Genomic DNA, 14,332 nt, shown 5'->3' with positions numbered 1-14,332 from the left:
AACCATATCGACCAGGCCAGCTACTGGCCGCTAGAACTTGAAACTCACCGCGGCATCGACCACGTCGCCCTCGAACGTGTTCTCGGCGTCGAACTCGTGGTAGCTCTTGACGATGATGGTGAGGGCCTTCGACGGGTCGGCGCTGGTCGTGAAGGTCACGATCGGGCCGACGGCATAGACCCGGGACTCGAACGAGCCGAGCCGGGCGCCTGCGCCACTGTCTCCGGTGGTCTGGATCATCGCATAGCTGACCACGCCGAGACCGAGCGGCCCGAAATTCTTGGTGATCGAGCCTTCGAGGTTGAGAATATTGCCGGTCTCGTAATCGGTGTCGGGGTTCTCCCAGTTCACCGTGTAGATCGCAGCGCCGGTCGCCTGCCATCCGGTCTGGGGATCGAAATAGGTTGCCGCCAGACGGCTCATCACTGCCCAGTGGTTGAGGCTCGTGTTGGCGAGCTGCTTGGTGCTGTAGTCGCCGGTGGGGGCGAAGCCGAACACGCCGACGTTCCAATGAAACTTGCCCGCGTCCCAGCCGAGCAGGAACGGCGAGAAGGCGGTGTCGCCCGGGGTGAGATTGGTGTCGCCGCGATTGAGCTGAAACGGCCCGAAGCTGTTGCCGCGCGGGCCGGTGAAGGCTGGGATCTCGACACCGACGTCGACGCTCATGGCGACCATGCTGGGTACCACGGCGAGCGCGTAGGTGCCGCCGAAGAGCTTCCACGGCGTGACGATGTTGAGCGCGGCGAGCGTGGCCGTGTAGTCCTGCTCGACGGAGACCCCAATGCGGCCGTCGAAGATGGTCGTGTCGGCGCTGCCGCTATAATGGAAGGCGTCGGTGCGGACATAGACGCCGGGGGCGGAGGGAAGCACGCCGCCGAAAATGTCGGTATAGCCTTTGACCCAGGGTCCGGTGCCGAACTCGGCAGCGTGGCCGGTACCATTGCCCATGACTGCCAGCGCCACGGCAAGACCGCCGGCGATTGTTCTCCCCCGTGCCATTCCGTTCTCTCCCCCCGACGATCTGCCCCAGCTTGATTCTGGGCGTGCCAGCTTACGCTGGCGGTTCCGTCATCGCTATTGGCGAGGGGCACTCGCCGACAAGAAGCGGCGCCGGGATGCAGATTTGCCACAGGCCGGTTTTCCGGCGTGGATGGCTTGGACGTGTTGCGATAGAAGGCGTGATGTCACGCTTCCTCGTCGCGGTGGTCGTGGTGTTGACCCTGGCCGCCGCGCTCGCCGTCAATGCCATGCTGGTTGGCCTGCAAACGCGGCCTGCCATGGCGCGCAGCGGCGGCGAGCTGATGGAGACGGCGGTCGTCACCGCCAACGTCAAGGTCGAGGGCGAGGGGCCGCCCATCGTCCTGATCCACGGCTTCGGCGCCGCACTCGATTGGTGGGATGCGATCGCGCCGGCACTGTCGAACGATCATCAGGTGATCCGTTTCGACCTGATCGGCCATGGCGGCACGGAGGCGCCGGGATCCGGCTATGCCATTTCGCGCCAGGCGGCGCTGGTCAAGGCGGTGCTCGACAAGCTCGGCGTCGCGCGTGCGTGGTGATCGGCCATTCCATGGGCGGCGAGGTGGCGGCCGCCTTCGCCGTGGCCAATCCGAGCCAAGTCGAGCGCCTGGTGCTGATCGATTCGCCGCCCAAGCCGGAAACCGCCTTCGATCTCATGACGCGGCTCGGACTCATGCCGCTCATCGGCCAGGGTCTGTGGCGGGTCCGCACCGACGCGATGCTGCGCCAGGCCCTGACCCAAGGTTTCGCGCCGGGATTTCCGGTGCCCGATAAATTCGTCGCCGACCTTTGGCAGCTCACTTACACCGTGTTCCGCCGCGCCCACGACGACAGCATCGCCTATGTCACCGAGCAAGGCACGCCCGCGCGGCTCGCGGCCATCGATCCGGTGCCGCCGCTCCTGGTTCTGTTCGGCACGGAAGACGCGCTGATCTCACCGGCAAGCGCCAAGCTCTTCGATAGCGTGCCGGGCGCGAAGATTGTCATGATCGACGGCGCCGGGCATTCTCCCATGGTGGAGAAGCCGGAGAGACCCTGGCGGCGATCCGGGACTTCCTCAATGCGCCAGCCCAATGATCCAGTGGAGAGGCTCCATGATTGTCGCGTTTTTCCGGAAGGCGCTTGTGGCCGCGCTGCTCGGTGTTCTTGGCCCGGCATCGCTGGCGCAAGCGCAGAGCCCCGATCCGCTGCCGTCGTGGAGCGAAAGTCCCGTCAAGGCGACTATCATCGATTTCGTCGAGCGCGTGACCACGGAAGGGAGCGACGACTATGTGGCGCCGCAAGACCGCATCGCCACCTTCGACAATGACGGCACGCTGTGGCTGGAGAAGCCGCTCTATACCCAGTTCGTCTTCGTCATCGACCGGGTGAAGGCGATGTCGAACAAGCACCCCGACTGGAAAACCAAGGAGCCGTTCAAGTCGGTGCTCGACGGCAATACCAAAAAGCTCCTGACCTATGGCGAGAAGGGCGCGGTGGAGCTCATCGCCGCAACCCATAGCGGCATGACCACGGTCGAGTTCAACGACATCATCGCGAATTGGCTCAAGACCGCCAAGCATCCGCGCTTCAAGCGCCCCTATACCGATCTCACCTACAAGCCGATGATCGAGCTGCTCGACTATTTGCGCGCCAACGGCTTCATGACCTTCATCGTCTCGGGCGGCGGCGTCGAGTTCATGCGCGCCTATACGGAGCAGTGCTACGGCATTCCGCCCTGGCAGGTCGTCGGCTCCGCCGGGCAGACGCAATTTCGGATGTGGGACGCGAGCCCGGCGCTGGTGAAGCTGCCGCAGCTTCTGTTCTTCGACGATGGGCCGGGCAAGGCGGAAGGCATCAATCATTATGTGGGGCGGCAGCCGATCTTCGCTTTCGGCAACTCGATCGGCGACAAAGAGATGCTGGAATGGACCGCCAACTGCGAAGGCCTGTGCTTCATGGGCCTCGTGCATCACACCGACGCCGAACGCGAATATGCCTATGGCCCGGATTCCGACGTGGGCAAATTCCCCGTCGAGCTGCTGGAACATGCCGAGGCGAATGGCTGGTCGGTGGTGAATATGAAGAATGACTGGAAGGTGATCTTCTCCTGGGAGAAGCCGACGCCGTGAGCCTTTGAGCTCGGGAGCCCCTGGAGGGGACGATGCTGAAATTATTGATGCTGATATCCGGGTGGATCGAGGTCCTGTTCGGCGCCTGGGCGTTGGTCGCCCCGCTCAGCGTAATCGAGATGGCCGGCGGGAAGGGCGGCGGTGTGCAGACGCCGACGCTTGCTCTGGTCAGCCTGCTCGGGGCCGCGACCCTCGGACTCGGCGTGGGCGCGTTGATCGGGCGCAACCATCTGGAGACTCAAGGCGGACTCGCGGCGGCGTATGGCCTCGGCACCTACAACATTGTCGGCGGCGTAATTCTCGTGCTGTTTTCCGCGTGGGGTACAGAGGGAGCCGGGCTTTGGCCCGGCGCCATCCTGCACGCGGTGATCGGCTCCTTATTCGTCTACGCGTTTCTAGCGCGCCGCTAGCACTTCTTCATCGTCACATTCTGGGTCGAGCGCATGCCGATGGCGCGCGCCGCACCATGCGACAGGTCGAGGGTCAGGCCTTTGGTGAAGGGGCCGCGGTCGTTGACCCGAACCTTCACCGACTTGCCGGTGTTCGGGTTGCCGACGAGCAGGCAAGTGCCGAAGGGCAGGCTGCGGTGAGCGGCCGTGTGCCCGTCCGGGTTGAAAACCTCGCCATTGGCCGTGCGATGGCCACGCAGCTCATTGCCGTACCATGTTGCACCGACGGTCTGGCTTGCCTGTGCTGACGATGTTGCGAGGACGATCAGTCCCGCCAAGGCCCAATAACGCATGAATCCCACCTTCTCCTGTTGCGATTTGAGCGGGGGTAACGCGCGGCCGGGGCCGAAGTTCGGAGAGCATTGGGCGGGAGTTGGGGAACCGTGCGGCCATTCTGAGACCGGTTAAGCGCGCATTAGCGATGTAGGAACGGACGGTATGGCGGGTCCTCGGTCGGGTCGGGCCGGACCTTATCCACGCTCGACCGGTATTCGCCGCCGGGCGCGCAAGCGACTCAGCTAGACTCCGGCGCAGGCGCCAACCGAGCGGGGAAGTGGCGATGCGGGTGGGATTGGCGATCGCCCTTGGGCTGTTCGTGGCGGCGGCGCCAGGCTCGGGCATAGCGCAAGTGGCTAGCTCCGCGGACCTTGCCAAGAAACTGGCCAACCCGGTTGCCGACCTGATCAGCGTGCCGTTCGAGAACGACTACGATTGCTGCTACGGCCCCTCGGATGCCAGCCGCTGGCAGCTCGAAATCGAGCCGGTCATTCCGTTCCATCTGAATCCCGAGTGGAATCTGATCAGCCGCACCATCCTCCCCGTCGTGGCGCTGGGCTCGCCGGCTCCCGGGCTCGGCGAAACCTTCGCGCTCGGCGACACGCTACAGAGTTTCTTCCTGTCGCCGAATACCGAAGGAGACGGCACCACTTGGGGCATCGGCCCCGCAATCAGTCTGCCGACGGGAACGGACTCCCTCGTCGACAGCGAGAAATGGAGCATCGGTCCGACCTTCGTGGTGCTCAAGCAGGATAAAGGCTGGACCTACGGCATCCTCACCCATCACATTTGGTCCTTCGCCGACGCGGGCGGGGGCGAGGATCAGCCCGAGGTCAATCAGACCTATCTCCAGCCCTTCCTGGCCTTTACCTGGAAGGACTCCACGACGCTCACGCTCAATTCGGAGGCGGGCTACAACTGGACGGCGGAACAGTGGGAAATCCCTCTCAACCTCATGGTGAGCCACATCTACCACCTTGGCGAGCAGCCGGTCAGCCTGGAGGTCGGCGGCCGCTGGTACCCGGAAACCCCTCGTTTCGGCTCTGATTGGGGCCTGCGCGCCACGGCGACCTTCCTGTTTCCCCAAAAAGGGGGCTGATTCTCCGCGCTCGCCACGGACCTGGGTAATGCGCTAGGTTGCTGGGCTCAAAGGGAATTCCCCGCGGGTATTGGCGGGGAAAGGGGGACTTTCGTGCATAGGTGGCGTTGGGCGTTGCGAGCCGGTTGTGGCGTTGCGCTGGCCGTAGGGCTGGCGAGTTGCGCTGCCGCGATCGCACGCAACCCGGTGCCGCTGGGTCTGGAGACGCAGGCCGAGGTCGTCGGCATGGGACCCGAGCCCGTGCGCTTCTGGGGCGACCAGCTCCCACCCAATGCCGAGGACATGGTCAAGGAGAAGTGGACGCAGATTCGGGCGGAGCGTCCTCAGTTGGTGGCCAAGGGACGGCGTCCCGTCGTCAATTTCCTCGCGCTGTCCGGTGGCGGCAGCGACGGCGCCTTCGGGGCCGGTCTGCTCGGCGGTTGGACCGCCGCCGGCACGCGGCCCGAATTCGAACTCGTGACCGGCGTTTCGACCGGTGCGCTCACCGCCCCCTTCGCCTTCTTAGGACCGAAATACGACGAGGCGCTGAAGCAGGTCTTTACCCAGTCCGACACCAAGGACATCGCCATCGCCCGCCCGATCAGAGGGCTTCTCGGCGGGGACTCGCTTTCAAGCAACGCACCCTTGGCCAAGATCGTCGCCTATTACGTCGATGAGGCGTTTCTCGAGGAAATCGCCGCCGAGCATCGTAAAGGGCGCCGCCTGCTGATCGGCACCACGAATCTCGACGCCGAGCGGCCGGTGATCTGGGATATGGGCCGCATCGCCACGAGCGGCAGTCCGCAAGCGTTGGATCTGTTCCGCACGGTGCTGCTAGCCTCGGCGGCGATTCCCGCCGTGTTTCCGCCCGGCTTCATCAAGGTCGCCGCCAATGGCTCAACCTATGAGGAAATGCACGTGGATGGCGGAGCGACCCGCGAAGTCTTCCTCGTGCCGACACAGTTCATGGCGAGCAAGGCGGATCGCACGCTTGGCTTCAATCCGATCAGGCGCGCTTACATCATCCGCAACGGCCACGTGGCGCCCGAATACAAGGTGGTCAAGGCGAGGACCCTGTCCATTGCCGGCCGCGCCGTGTCGAGCCTGATCAAGAGTCAGGGTGTCGGGGATCTCTACGAGCTCTACCTTTTCTCCAAGCGGAACGGCATCGACTACAACCTTGCCTATATCCCCGCCGATTTTCACGACACCAGCACCCAGTCCTTCGACCCGGTCTATATGACGAAGCTCTACGATCTCGGCTACCGGCTCGCCCAAGACGGCTATGCGTGGAAGAAAGTTCCGCCGCGCATGGGAAACTGAGCGAGTCCAAAGAGTAAGCGTCGGATCAGCGGAAAGCCCATCGTGGGGGCTGCAAAGCCGCACGATCCTGGCTTATAAGAGCCGGAAAACCACCAATCGCGGAACAGGATCAGGGGAGAGAGATTGATGAACCTCGCTGAGCTCAACAGAGTGGCGACCGCCATGGTCGCGCCGGGCAAGGGCCTTCTGGCCGCCGACGAGTCGGGCGGCACGATCAAGAAGCGCTTCGATGCCATCGGCGTTGAATCCACCGAGGAGAACCGGCGGGACTATCGCGAGCTTCTGTTCCGTACGACCAAGGCCATGCACGACCATATCTCGGGCGTGATCCTGTTCGACGAGACCATCCGCCAGAAGGCCGCGGACGGCACGCCGCTGGTCAAGGTGATCGAACAGACCGGCGCCATTCCGGGCATCAAGGTGGATAAGGGCGCCAAGCCGCTCCCCTTCTGCCCCGGCGAGACCATCACCGAGGGGCTGGACGGCTTGCGCGAGCGGCTGATCGAATATCGGGAGCTGGGCGCGCGGTTCTGCAAGTGGCGCGCGGTGATCGACATCGGCGCCGGTATCCCGAGCCACGACGCCATCAATTCCAACGCGCATGCGCTCGCCCGCTACGCGGCGCTCTGCCAGGAGCAGGATCTCGTGCCGATCGTCGAGCCGGAAGTGCTGATGGACGGCGACCACACCATCGACCGCTGCGAGGCCGTCACCATGTGGGCGCTGAAGACCGTGTTCCAGGAGCTCTATTACGCCAAGGTCAATCTCGAGGGCATGGTGCTCAAGCCCAACATGGTCCTTCCGGGCGCGAAATGCGCGACGCAGGTGCCGGACGAGGAGATCGCCGAGAAAACCATTCGGGTCTTGAAGGATTGCGTGCCGTCGGCGGTGCCGGGCATCGCCTTCCTGTCGGGCGGCCAGTCCGACGTGGAGGCCACCGCGCGGCTCGACGCCATGAACAAGCTCGGCGGTGTGCCGTGGCATCTGACGTTCTCTTATGGGCGCGCGCTGCAGCACGCCCCGCAAGTGGCATGGTCCGGCAAGACCGATAATGTCACGGCGGCGCAAAGCGCTTTCTCGCACCGGGCCGAGATGAACGGTCTCGCCGCGCTCGGCAAATGGACGGCCGATATCGAGAAGCAGGCGGCCTGAGCCGGCCGCTCCCTCGGACTTGAGCCACGTCAAGGTAGCCGCCGTGTGCACGGCGGTTACTGACGGCGCGCAACAGAGAGGTTTGGCCATGATCGACGACCCATCAGACGAGCTGACAATCTCGCCGGAGAAGGCGTTCTTCATCATCGTCAAGGCGCGCGAGTTCGACGAGCAGGTAGCGCCCACGGACCCGGATTCGGGGTCGAATCCCACGGACGACCGCGAAGTCGACGTGCTCGAGGAGCAGGCGGACAATCCGGTGCTGCAAGAGCTCCAGGCGGCGCTTGGTGTTCTCAATATCGACGAGCAGCTCGACCTGCTGGCGCTGATGTGGCTCGGGCGCGGCGATTTCGGCTCGTTCGCGCAAGCCCGCCAAGAGGCGGTGGATGTCAGCGCCAAGCATATTCCGCGCTATCTGCTCGGCACACCGCTCCTCGGCGACTATTTGGAGGAGGGGCTGTCGCAGCTCGGCTATTCGCTTGAGAGCTTCGAGCTGAACCGCCTCTAGAGGCCGATCACCATGGCCATGACCGCGAAATAGACGGCGATGGTCAGCAGGTCTTGCAGAATGGTGGCGACCGGTCCGGAGCCGAAGGCCGGATCGAGGCCGATGCGCGCCAAGAGCCAAGGCAACAGCAAGCCAAGCACGGAGGCGATACTGCTCGCGGCGAAGAGCGAGATGGCGACGCCGCCGGCGAGACTCGCATCGTCATAAGCGAGCCAGATGCCGAGAAAGGCGATCAGCGCCAGCGGCAGCCCGATCAGCGCGCCGGTGGCGAGCTCTCCCAGCAGCAGAGGAGGCAGTGGCCGCATCTCCAGCGACAGCCCGCGCACGACCACGGCCTCGGTCTGGGTGCCGACGGCGTCGGCGAGATAGACCAGGGCGGGGATGAAGAAGGCGATGACGATATTGGCTTGGAGCGCCCGCTCGAAGCCCGCCATCAGGACCGTCACCCCCGTGCTCAGAACGAGACCGACAAGAAGCCAGGGCAGGCGGCGTCCGGCCCGGAGCATCGGCGGATCGTCGAGCGCATGGCGGTCCTTGGCGCCCATCTTGAGAATACCGGCGAGACGATGCACGTCCTCGTGATGCTCCTGCGCCAACACGTCGAGCAGCGCGAGGCCAGGGATTAGGCCGAGCGGCCGCCCGTCCTCGGCAACCACGGGCACGGCGCTCACCCGGTGGTCGTGGGCGAGGGTGGCGGCGTGCTCCTGGTCGATCTCGGGCCGCACCACCGGCCAGTCCTCGACGATCAGGGACGACAAAGCGGCCGCGCTGGGGGCGGCGAGCACGTCCTTGAGATGGGCCGTGCCCGCATAGCGGCGTCCGTGTCGAGCACGAGCACCGCATCGACCGCACCGTAAGTCGCGCCCGCGAGCCGCGCCCTGACCTCGTCGCCCATGAGCGTGCCGGGAAACATGGGCACATTGCGCACTGCAAGATGCGCCGCGATCTCGTTATGGGCGAGGTATTCCGTCTCAGCCATGGCTGCGGTCCTCGATGAGCCGCCGCGCCGCGCCGAACAGCGTGCCGAGCAGGAGCGGGGCGGCGCTGGCGGCGGCCACGAGCATCCAGCCGTTCAAATCGGGTGGCGCGATCTGCAGCGCGCCCGCCACGGGCGGCACATACATGGCGAGCAAGAGGATCCCTGTGCAGAAGATCACGGCCAGCCACACATACGGGTTGCGGGTGACGGCGTTGCGAAGAACCGGCGAGCCCGCGCCGCGCATGTTGAAGACGTGAATCAGCTGGCCGAAGGCGAGCGTGAGGAAGGACACGGTGACGAGCGCCTCGCCCTCGAGCCCAAGGCTCTCTCGGCCGATCACCAGTGCGCTCAAGGTCGCGGCCGTGAGTAGGACGCCATAGACCGCGATAAAAATCCATTGCGGCCGTGCCAGCAGGGGCTCGCGCGGATTGCGCGGCGGCTGGCGCAAGATGTCCGCCTCGCCTTCGCCGGTGGCGAGCGCGAAGGCCGGGAACACGTCGGTGACGAGGTTGAGGAACAGGATCTGCAGCGGCAGGAGCGGCAGCGGTAGGCCGGCGACGACGGCAAGCGCCACGACCATGACCTCGGAGATGTTGCAGGACAGGAGATAGACCAGGAAGCGCCGGAGATTGCCGAAGATGACGCGGCCCTCGCGGATGGCGGCGACGATGCTGCCGAAGGAGTCGTCGCGCAGCACGATGTCGGCGGCCTCGCGGGCGACCTCCGTGCCGCGCAGTCCCATGGCGACGCCGATATCGGCCTTCTGCAAGGCCGGCGCGTCGTTGACGCCGTCGCCGGTCATGGCCACCACCTCACCGGCGGACTGGTAGAGCCGCACGAGGTCGAGCTTTTGCGCGGGCGTCACCCGGGCGAACACCGGAGTCGCCAGCACGCGGCGGCGCTCATGCTCGCCGAGCGCGCCCAGCGCCTCCAATTCACGCCCCTCGACGATACCGGCGCCGGGGTCGGCGATGCCGAGCCCCTCGGCGATCTTCTTGGCGGTGATGGCATGGTCGCCGGTGACCATGACCACGCGGATGCCGGCTTGGCGGCAATCGGCGATCGCCTCCTTCACCTCACGCGCGGCGGATCGCGGAAGCCCACGAGGGCGAGAAAGGTGAGGTGCTCGTAAGCCGGCTTGGCGCCCAGGGGGATCGCTGTCTCGGCCAGAGCCAGAACGCGCAAGCCGTCCTCGGCGAGAGTTTCCGCGTGGCGCAGCCAGTCCTCGCGGGCTTCCTGGGTGAGGGGCGCCTTTGCCGCGGCGCCGATGGTGGCGGCCGCGTCCAGCACGGCTTCGGGCGCGCCCTTGACGGCGACGAAGAGGCGGCCGTCGCGCTCATGAGCGGTCGCCATCATCTTGGTCTCGGTGTCGAAGGCGATCTCGGCGCGCTCGGGCCAGGCGTCGAGCATCGCCTCTCGGTCGAGGCCGGCCAGCGCGCCCAACCGAAGGAGCGCGAGCTCCATGGGATCGCCCGCGCCACGTTCGTCCTCGGCCTTGAGTGTCGCGGTGCCGCACAGCACGCCGACCTCCATGGTCCGCCGCAAGGGGTCGTCCACCGCGGCCGCCGCGCCCGCGCTATCGAGGATCTTGCCGCGCGCATGATCGAGGCGATAGTCGGCCGAAGGCAGCCAGAGCCGCTCCACGGTCATGCGATTCTCGGTGAGCGTGCCGGTCTTGTCGGTGCAGATGACGGTGGTGGCACCGAGCGTCTCGACCGCGGCCAGGCGCTCGACCACGACATTGCGCTGGGCCATGCGCCACATGCCGCGCGCGAGCGCCATGGTCGCCACGATGGGCAGGCCTTCGGGAATGGCGGCGACGGCGAGCGCGATGGCCGCCTCGATCATCAGCACGAGATCCCGCCCGGTGGCCATGCCGGCCACGGCGATCAAGACGGTGACGACGATCGTCGCCTTGACGAGTTGGCCGGTGAGCTGCGCCAGCTTGCGTTCGAGCGGTGAGGTGTCGTCCGCCGCTTCGATGACGAGCTTGGTGGTCAGGCCAAGCTCCGTCGCCATGCCGGTGGCGACGGTGACGCCGACGCCGGCGCCGCGGGTGATCGCGGTGCCCTTATGCGCCATGGAGGTCTGCTCGGCGATAATGGCGTCGGCCGGGACGGGTGCCGTGCCCTTCTCCACGGGAACGGATTCGCCGGTCAGCGTCGATTCGTCGGCGAACAAATTCTTGGCCTCGACCAGGCGCATGTCGGCGGTGACCACGTCGCCGCTCTCCAGTACGACGATGTCGCCGGGCACGATTTGCTCGGCGGGTACGATCCTGATCTTGCCGTCGCGGCGCACGCGCGTGGACCGCGTCCCGAGCTTGCGCAAGGCCTCCATGGAGCGGATGGCGCGAAGCTCGGTGACGAATCCAATCAGGGTATTGATGACGAGCACCGCCAGGATGGCAATGGCCTCAGTCCACTCGCCGAACAGGGCGGCGATGGCCGCGGCGGCGCCGAGAAGCCAGACCACGGGGCTGCGCATCTGGTCGAGCAGAATGGCGAGCACGGTCTGTTGCGGGTGCGTGAGGAGGGCGTTCGGCCCGTGGCGCTCCAGGCGCGATGCCGCCTCGGCCCCGGTCAGGCCAGACGCGATCATCCACGTCGTGGCTTGAGAGCACGGTTTCGGCCGCTTGCGCATAGGCGAGGGCCGCGTCCGGCGATGTCAGGTCTCGTCTCACCAGTGGCTCCGGGGCGAGGGTGCGTCTCAGGCGATCATGGAGCAGAGCGTCCGGCCGGTCACGCCCGCGAAGTGCCGCTGCCGACCCAGCGGATATCGGCGGGTTTGCGGGGAACGGGCGGGGGCTGGCGCCGGGGATGGCCGACGATGATGGGCGCGATCGGCGACAAGGACGGCGGCACGCCGAGGGCCGCCTTGCCGTCGGCCGTGGCCAGCCAATGTTGGGCGAAGCCGATCCAGCAGGTGCCGAGCCCTTGGCGTAGGCCGCGAGCATCAAATTCTCCGCGGCGAGCGCGCAGTCCTCGATGGCCCAGTCGGTCGGCTCGGCGGCGGCAATGACCACCAAGGCCGGCGCGTGATAAAAAATGTGAAACTTCGGATCGTTGAGCATATCGCGGAACGGATGGGCCGGCGCCGCCAGCGATGCCTTGAGGAAGTGGGCCTTGGCCTGATCGGAAATGCGCGACAGGATCGCCGCGTCCTTGACGACGATGAAGGCCCAGGGCTGCTGATTGATGGCGCTCGGCGCCTGGATCGCCGCGGCGATCAGCTCACGCAGAATCGCGTCGTCGACCGGCTCCTCGGTGTATTCGCGCACGGATCTGCGTCCGTCGATGGCTTCCAGCAAGTCCATGGCCGACGTCCCGGGCAGCTTGCGCCAAGCCCCGAACCGCGGGCTGGCCTCCCCGGAACGATTCCGCTGTCTGGGGGCGCAGTCGTTGAGCCAGATCAATGGCTGCCGGCTAAGGTGCGGGCGGCATCTCGGGCTCGGACGGCATATCGTCGGGCGGGGGCGGCATTGCGGGCGGCTCCACGACAACCGGGGGCACCGGGACCGCATCGATCTGCGCCGTGGCCCAGTCCAACAGCTCCACCTCGATTTTGTCGAAGGCCGCGCTGAGCGCGTTCACATAAGCCCGCGCGTCGCTCCCCTCGGCCGGGGCGGAGGCTTCGAACTGGCGTGTGTCGATGATCTCGTTGTTCGGATTGAGAATCTTGGCCAGGAACACAATTTTGGCCGTCGGTTCGCCCGTGGTGACCACATGGAACTGGCGGATGTCGATCTGAAGCTGGAAATTGCTGGCGAAGTCGCCGGGCGTGCGGGTCACGGCCTGGGCGTAGCCGGCATTCTCGAAGGTCTGCACCAGCTTGGCTTGGACAAGGATGGGCAGGCTGTCGCTCCAGCGGGCGTTATCCATGGGAAGGCTCTCGTCGGGCGCCGGTTGGGTCAGGATCTTGTCGGTGTTGAAGGCGAGCAAGGTGGTCGGCTCGGAGATGAGAAGCTGCCAGGTCGGCGCCTGCTCGGGCGGTGCCGGCAAATCCGTCGCGGCCTTGAGCGAATAGAGCGGACTGTTGCCCTTGCCGCCGCCGGTCATCTTCTCGATGCCGGCGAGGATGCCGTCGACCTTGTCGGCGTTGCGCGCCAGCGCGTCGGTGAAGACCTCGATGTTGTTGATCGCTTCGTTCAGGGGCGTGGCATTCTGATCGAGGATCGTCTCGACCTGCTGGAACGCATCGCGCGCGCTTTGCGTCCAGTCCTGGCCGCGCCGGGCGGCGCGATCAGCGTCGGCACGCCGCCGTCGGTGGGAAGCGGCGTGGTGGACAAGCCTCCGGTCAGGGTCACGGCAATGCCGCCGGTGAGGCCCTGCTGCTCCACGTTGACCTGCGTGTCATCGCGGATGGGCGTGTTCTTGGCGACGGCGATGGTGGCGATCACCTGTTGCGGCACGTCGGGATTGAGGGCGATGCCGGTGACGTCGCGACGCGGATGCCGTTGAACAGGACGGCGGAGCCGACGAGCAGACCCGATACGGAACTCTCGAACCGTACGCGATAGGTCTCGCGTTCGCCGAAGCCGCCCTTATTCTCCAGCCAGTAGACGAAGCCGAAGCTCGCCACGATAATGGCGAGCATGAACAGTCCGATCAAGGCATAGCGGGCACGGGTTTCCATCGCGTCTCGTCCCTCGGGTTTTAAGCGCTTATCTGGCGTTCCGCCAACATGCCGCCGCGCTTGCCCTGGAAGTAGGTCTTCACCCAGGGGTGCTCGGACTCAAGCATAGTGGCAATCGGTCCGTCGGCCACGACCTTACCGTCGGCCAACACGGCAATCCGGTCGCAAGCGGTGTAGAGGCTCTCCAGATCGTGGGTCACCATGAATACGGTGATCTCCAACGTCTGTTGCAGCGTGCGGATCAACTCGTCGAAATCGCCGGCGGAGATCGGGTCGAGGCCCGATGTCGGCTCGTCGAGAAACAGGATCTCGGGATCGAGCGCCAGGGCCCGGGCCAGCGCCACGCGCTTGGTCATGCCGCCGGACAGCTCGGAGGGGAATTTGTCCAGGTCCTGCGGCGCGAGCCCGACCATCTCCAGCTTGGCAAGCGCCATCTCGTCCATGAGCCTCTGGGAGATGTCCAGATTCTCGCGCATGGGAAATTGCACGTTCTGGCGGACGGTGAGCGAGGAAAACAGCGCCCCTTGTTGGAACAGGACGCCCCAGCGGCGCTCCAGCGCGCGCCGCTCTTCCTCGCCGGCGTCGGCCAGGTCGATGCCGAGCACCTCGATGGTGCCGTGCCGCCGCGGCAACAGGCCGATGATGGTGCGCAGCAGGACCGACTTGCCGGCGCCGGAGGCCCCGACGACGCCGAGAATCTCGGCCGCGCGCACGTCGAGATCGAGATGATCGAGCACGTTCTCATCGCCGAAGCCGACCACGAGGTCGCGGACTTTGATGACGGCAGTCTTCTTGGTCATC

The 14,332-nt window shown here is 65.8% G+C and carries 16 protein-coding genes and 2 pseudogenes; 7 read left to right on the top strand and 11 right to left on the bottom strand.

Annotated features, from left to right (window positions below):
• Positions 1–30: 30 nt before the first annotated feature.
• Positions 31–999 (bottom strand): SphA family protein, encoded by a 969-nt coding sequence (locus AUC69_RS12425; RefSeq protein ID WP_083239412.1) that lies wholly within the window; start codon positions 997–999, stop codon positions 31–33.
• Positions 1,000–1,115: 116 nt separating this feature from the next.
• Here AUC69_RS12425 and AUC69_RS19780 point away from each other — a divergent pair.
• From AUC69_RS19780 to AUC69_RS12405, 3 genes and pseudogenes are all read left to right on the top strand, one after another.
• A pseudogene (locus AUC69_RS19780) lies at positions 1,116–1,993 on the top strand (alpha/beta fold hydrolase); the annotation flags it as partial.
• A 121-nt stretch (positions 1,994–2,114) separates the two neighbouring features.
• Complete coding sequence (locus tag AUC69_RS12410; RefSeq protein ID WP_162273567.1) at positions 2,115–3,131, top strand: HAD family hydrolase; 1,017 nt, start codon at positions 2,115–2,117, stop codon at positions 3,129–3,131.
• A 32-nt stretch (positions 3,132–3,163) separates the two neighbouring features.
• A complete protein-coding gene (locus AUC69_RS12405) occupies positions 3,164–3,541 on the top strand; it encodes a hypothetical protein (protein WP_069442430.1) in 378 nt (125 codons plus the stop codon).
• Here AUC69_RS12405 and AUC69_RS12400 read toward each other — a convergent pair.
• Entirely contained in the window at positions 3,538–3,873 is a 336-nt protein-coding gene (locus tag AUC69_RS12400; RefSeq protein ID WP_069442429.1) for a septal ring lytic transglycosylase RlpA family protein, read from the bottom strand. The genes AUC69_RS12405 and AUC69_RS12400 overlap by 4 nt on opposite strands.
• Positions 3,874–4,139: 266 nt before the next feature.
• Between AUC69_RS12400 and AUC69_RS12395 the strand changes: the two genes are divergently transcribed.
• The 4 genes from AUC69_RS12395 to AUC69_RS12380 all read left to right on the top strand — a co-directional run bounded on the left by AUC69_RS12395 (position 4,140) and on the right by AUC69_RS12380 (position 7,917).
• Positions 4,140–4,955, top strand: coding sequence for a transporter (locus AUC69_RS12395; protein WP_069442428.1), 816 nt, complete (start codon positions 4,140–4,142; stop codon positions 4,953–4,955).
• A 186-nt stretch (positions 4,956–5,141) separates the two neighbouring features.
• The gene (locus AUC69_RS12390) at positions 5,142–6,257 is read left to right on the top strand and encodes a patatin-like phospholipase family protein (RefSeq protein WP_083239411.1); all 1,116 of its coding nucleotides are present in this window, start codon (positions 5,142–5,144) and stop codon (positions 6,255–6,257) included.
• 126 nt (positions 6,258–6,383) lie between these two features.
• Complete coding sequence (locus AUC69_RS12385) at positions 6,384–7,409, top strand: class I fructose-bisphosphate aldolase (RefSeq protein ID WP_069442426.1); 1,026 nt, start codon at positions 6,384–6,386, stop codon at positions 7,407–7,409.
• 88 nt (positions 7,410–7,497) lie between these two features.
• A complete protein-coding gene (locus AUC69_RS12380) occupies positions 7,498–7,917 on the top strand; it encodes a DUF3775 domain-containing protein (protein WP_069442425.1) in 420 nt (139 codons plus the stop codon).
• On the opposite strand, the gene AUC69_RS12375 is transcribed toward AUC69_RS12380, so the two are convergent.
• The 9 genes and pseudogenes from AUC69_RS12375 to AUC69_RS12340 form a co-directional block, all read right to left on the bottom strand.
• Positions 7,914–8,702 carry a magnesium transporter gene (locus AUC69_RS12375; RefSeq protein WP_069442424.1) on the bottom strand — a complete coding sequence of 263 codons (789 nt, stop codon included), beginning with the start codon at positions 8,700–8,702 and terminating at the stop codon, positions 7,914–7,916. The two genes, AUC69_RS12380 and AUC69_RS12375, sit on opposite strands and share 4 nt — an antisense overlap.
• Positions 8,663–8,896, bottom strand: a complete 234-nt coding sequence (locus AUC69_RS12370; RefSeq protein WP_069442423.1) for a hypothetical protein — start codon at positions 8,894–8,896, stop codon at positions 8,663–8,665. Before AUC69_RS12370 ends, AUC69_RS12375 begins: the two co-directional genes overlap by 40 nt.
• Positions 8,889–9,971 carry an HAD-IC family P-type ATPase gene (locus AUC69_RS19090; RefSeq protein WP_204377326.1) on the bottom strand — a complete coding sequence of 361 codons (1,083 nt, stop codon included), beginning with the start codon at positions 9,969–9,971 and terminating at the stop codon, positions 8,889–8,891. Before AUC69_RS19090 ends, AUC69_RS12370 begins: the two co-directional genes overlap by 8 nt.
• Positions 9,968–11,497 (bottom strand): cation-translocating P-type ATPase, encoded by a 1,530-nt coding sequence (locus tag AUC69_RS17125; RefSeq protein WP_158008107.1) that lies wholly within the window; start codon positions 11,495–11,497, stop codon positions 9,968–9,970. The genes AUC69_RS19090 and AUC69_RS17125 overlap by 4 nt, the downstream gene beginning before the upstream one ends.
• 391 nt (positions 11,498–11,888) lie before the next feature.
• A pseudogene (locus tag AUC69_RS18665) lies at positions 11,889–12,212 on the bottom strand (nitroreductase family protein); the annotation flags it as partial.
• A 109-nt stretch (positions 12,213–12,321) separates the two neighbouring features.
• A complete protein-coding gene (locus AUC69_RS12355) occupies positions 12,322–12,954 on the bottom strand; it encodes an ABC-type transport auxiliary lipoprotein family protein (RefSeq protein WP_069442422.1) in 633 nt (210 codons plus the stop codon).
• A gap of 89 nt (positions 12,955–13,043) precedes the next feature.
• Complete coding sequence (locus AUC69_RS12350; RefSeq protein WP_141700772.1) at positions 13,044–13,307, bottom strand: hypothetical protein; 264 nt, start codon at positions 13,305–13,307, stop codon at positions 13,044–13,046.
• Entirely contained in the window at positions 13,292–13,531 is a 240-nt protein-coding gene (locus AUC69_RS12345; RefSeq protein ID WP_069442420.1) for an MlaD family protein, read from the bottom strand. The genes AUC69_RS12350 and AUC69_RS12345 overlap by 16 nt, the downstream gene beginning before the upstream one ends.
• Positions 13,532–13,551: 20 nt before the next feature.
• Entirely contained in the window at positions 13,552–14,331 is a 780-nt protein-coding gene (locus AUC69_RS12340) for an ABC transporter ATP-binding protein (protein WP_069442419.1), read from the bottom strand.
• Position 14,332 lies beyond the last annotated feature (1 nt).

Origin of the sequence: Methyloceanibacter superfactus, assembly GCF_001723305.1 — a bacterium.
Taxonomy (GTDB): domain Bacteria; phylum Pseudomonadota; class Alphaproteobacteria; order Rhizobiales; family Methyloligellaceae; genus Methyloceanibacter; species Methyloceanibacter superfactus.
Note: the sequence above shows the minus strand (reverse complement) of the source record. Positions and strands in the feature narration are given on the sequence as shown.

Excerpts from the sequence above, each read along its gene's own strand:
- AUC69_RS12425 (WP_083239412.1), bottom strand. The coding sequence starts at position 999 with ATGGCACGGGGGAGAACAATCGCCGGCGGTCTTGCCGTGGCGCTGGCA.
- AUC69_RS12410 (WP_162273567.1), top strand. The coding sequence starts at position 2,115 with ATGATTGTCGCGTTTTTCCGGAAGGCGCTTGTGGCCGCGCTGCTCGGT.
- AUC69_RS12405 (WP_069442430.1), top strand. The coding sequence starts at position 3,164 with ATGCTGAAATTATTGATGCTGATATCCGGGTGGATCGAGGTCCTGTTC.
- AUC69_RS12400 (WP_069442429.1), bottom strand. The coding sequence starts at position 3,873 with ATGCGTTATTGGGCCTTGGCGGGACTGATCGTCCTCGCAACATCGTCA.
- AUC69_RS12395 (WP_069442428.1), top strand. The coding sequence starts at position 4,140 with ATGCGGGTGGGATTGGCGATCGCCCTTGGGCTGTTCGTGGCGGCGGCG.
- AUC69_RS12385 (WP_069442426.1), top strand. The coding sequence starts at position 6,384 with ATGAACCTCGCTGAGCTCAACAGAGTGGCGACCGCCATGGTCGCGCCG.
- AUC69_RS12380 (WP_069442425.1), top strand. The coding sequence starts at position 7,498 with ATGATCGACGACCCATCAGACGAGCTGACAATCTCGCCGGAGAAGGCG.
- AUC69_RS12370 (WP_069442423.1), bottom strand. The coding sequence starts at position 8,896 with ATGGCTGAGACGGAATACCTCGCCCATAACGAGATCGCGGCGCATCTT.
- AUC69_RS17125 (WP_158008107.1), bottom strand. The coding sequence starts at position 11,497 with ATGATCGCGTCTGGCCTGACCGGGGCCGAGGCGGCATCGCGCCTGGAG.
- AUC69_RS12355 (WP_069442422.1), bottom strand. The coding sequence starts at position 12,954 with ATGACCGGCGGCGGCAAGGGCAACAGTCCGCTCTATTCGCTCAAGGCC.
- AUC69_RS12345 (WP_069442420.1), bottom strand. The coding sequence starts at position 13,531 with ATGGAAACCCGTGCCCGCTATGCCTTGATCGGACTGTTCATGCTCGCC.
- AUC69_RS12340 (WP_069442419.1), bottom strand. The coding sequence starts at position 14,331 with ATGACCAAGAAGACTGCCGTCATCAAAGTCCGCGACCTCGTGGTCGGC.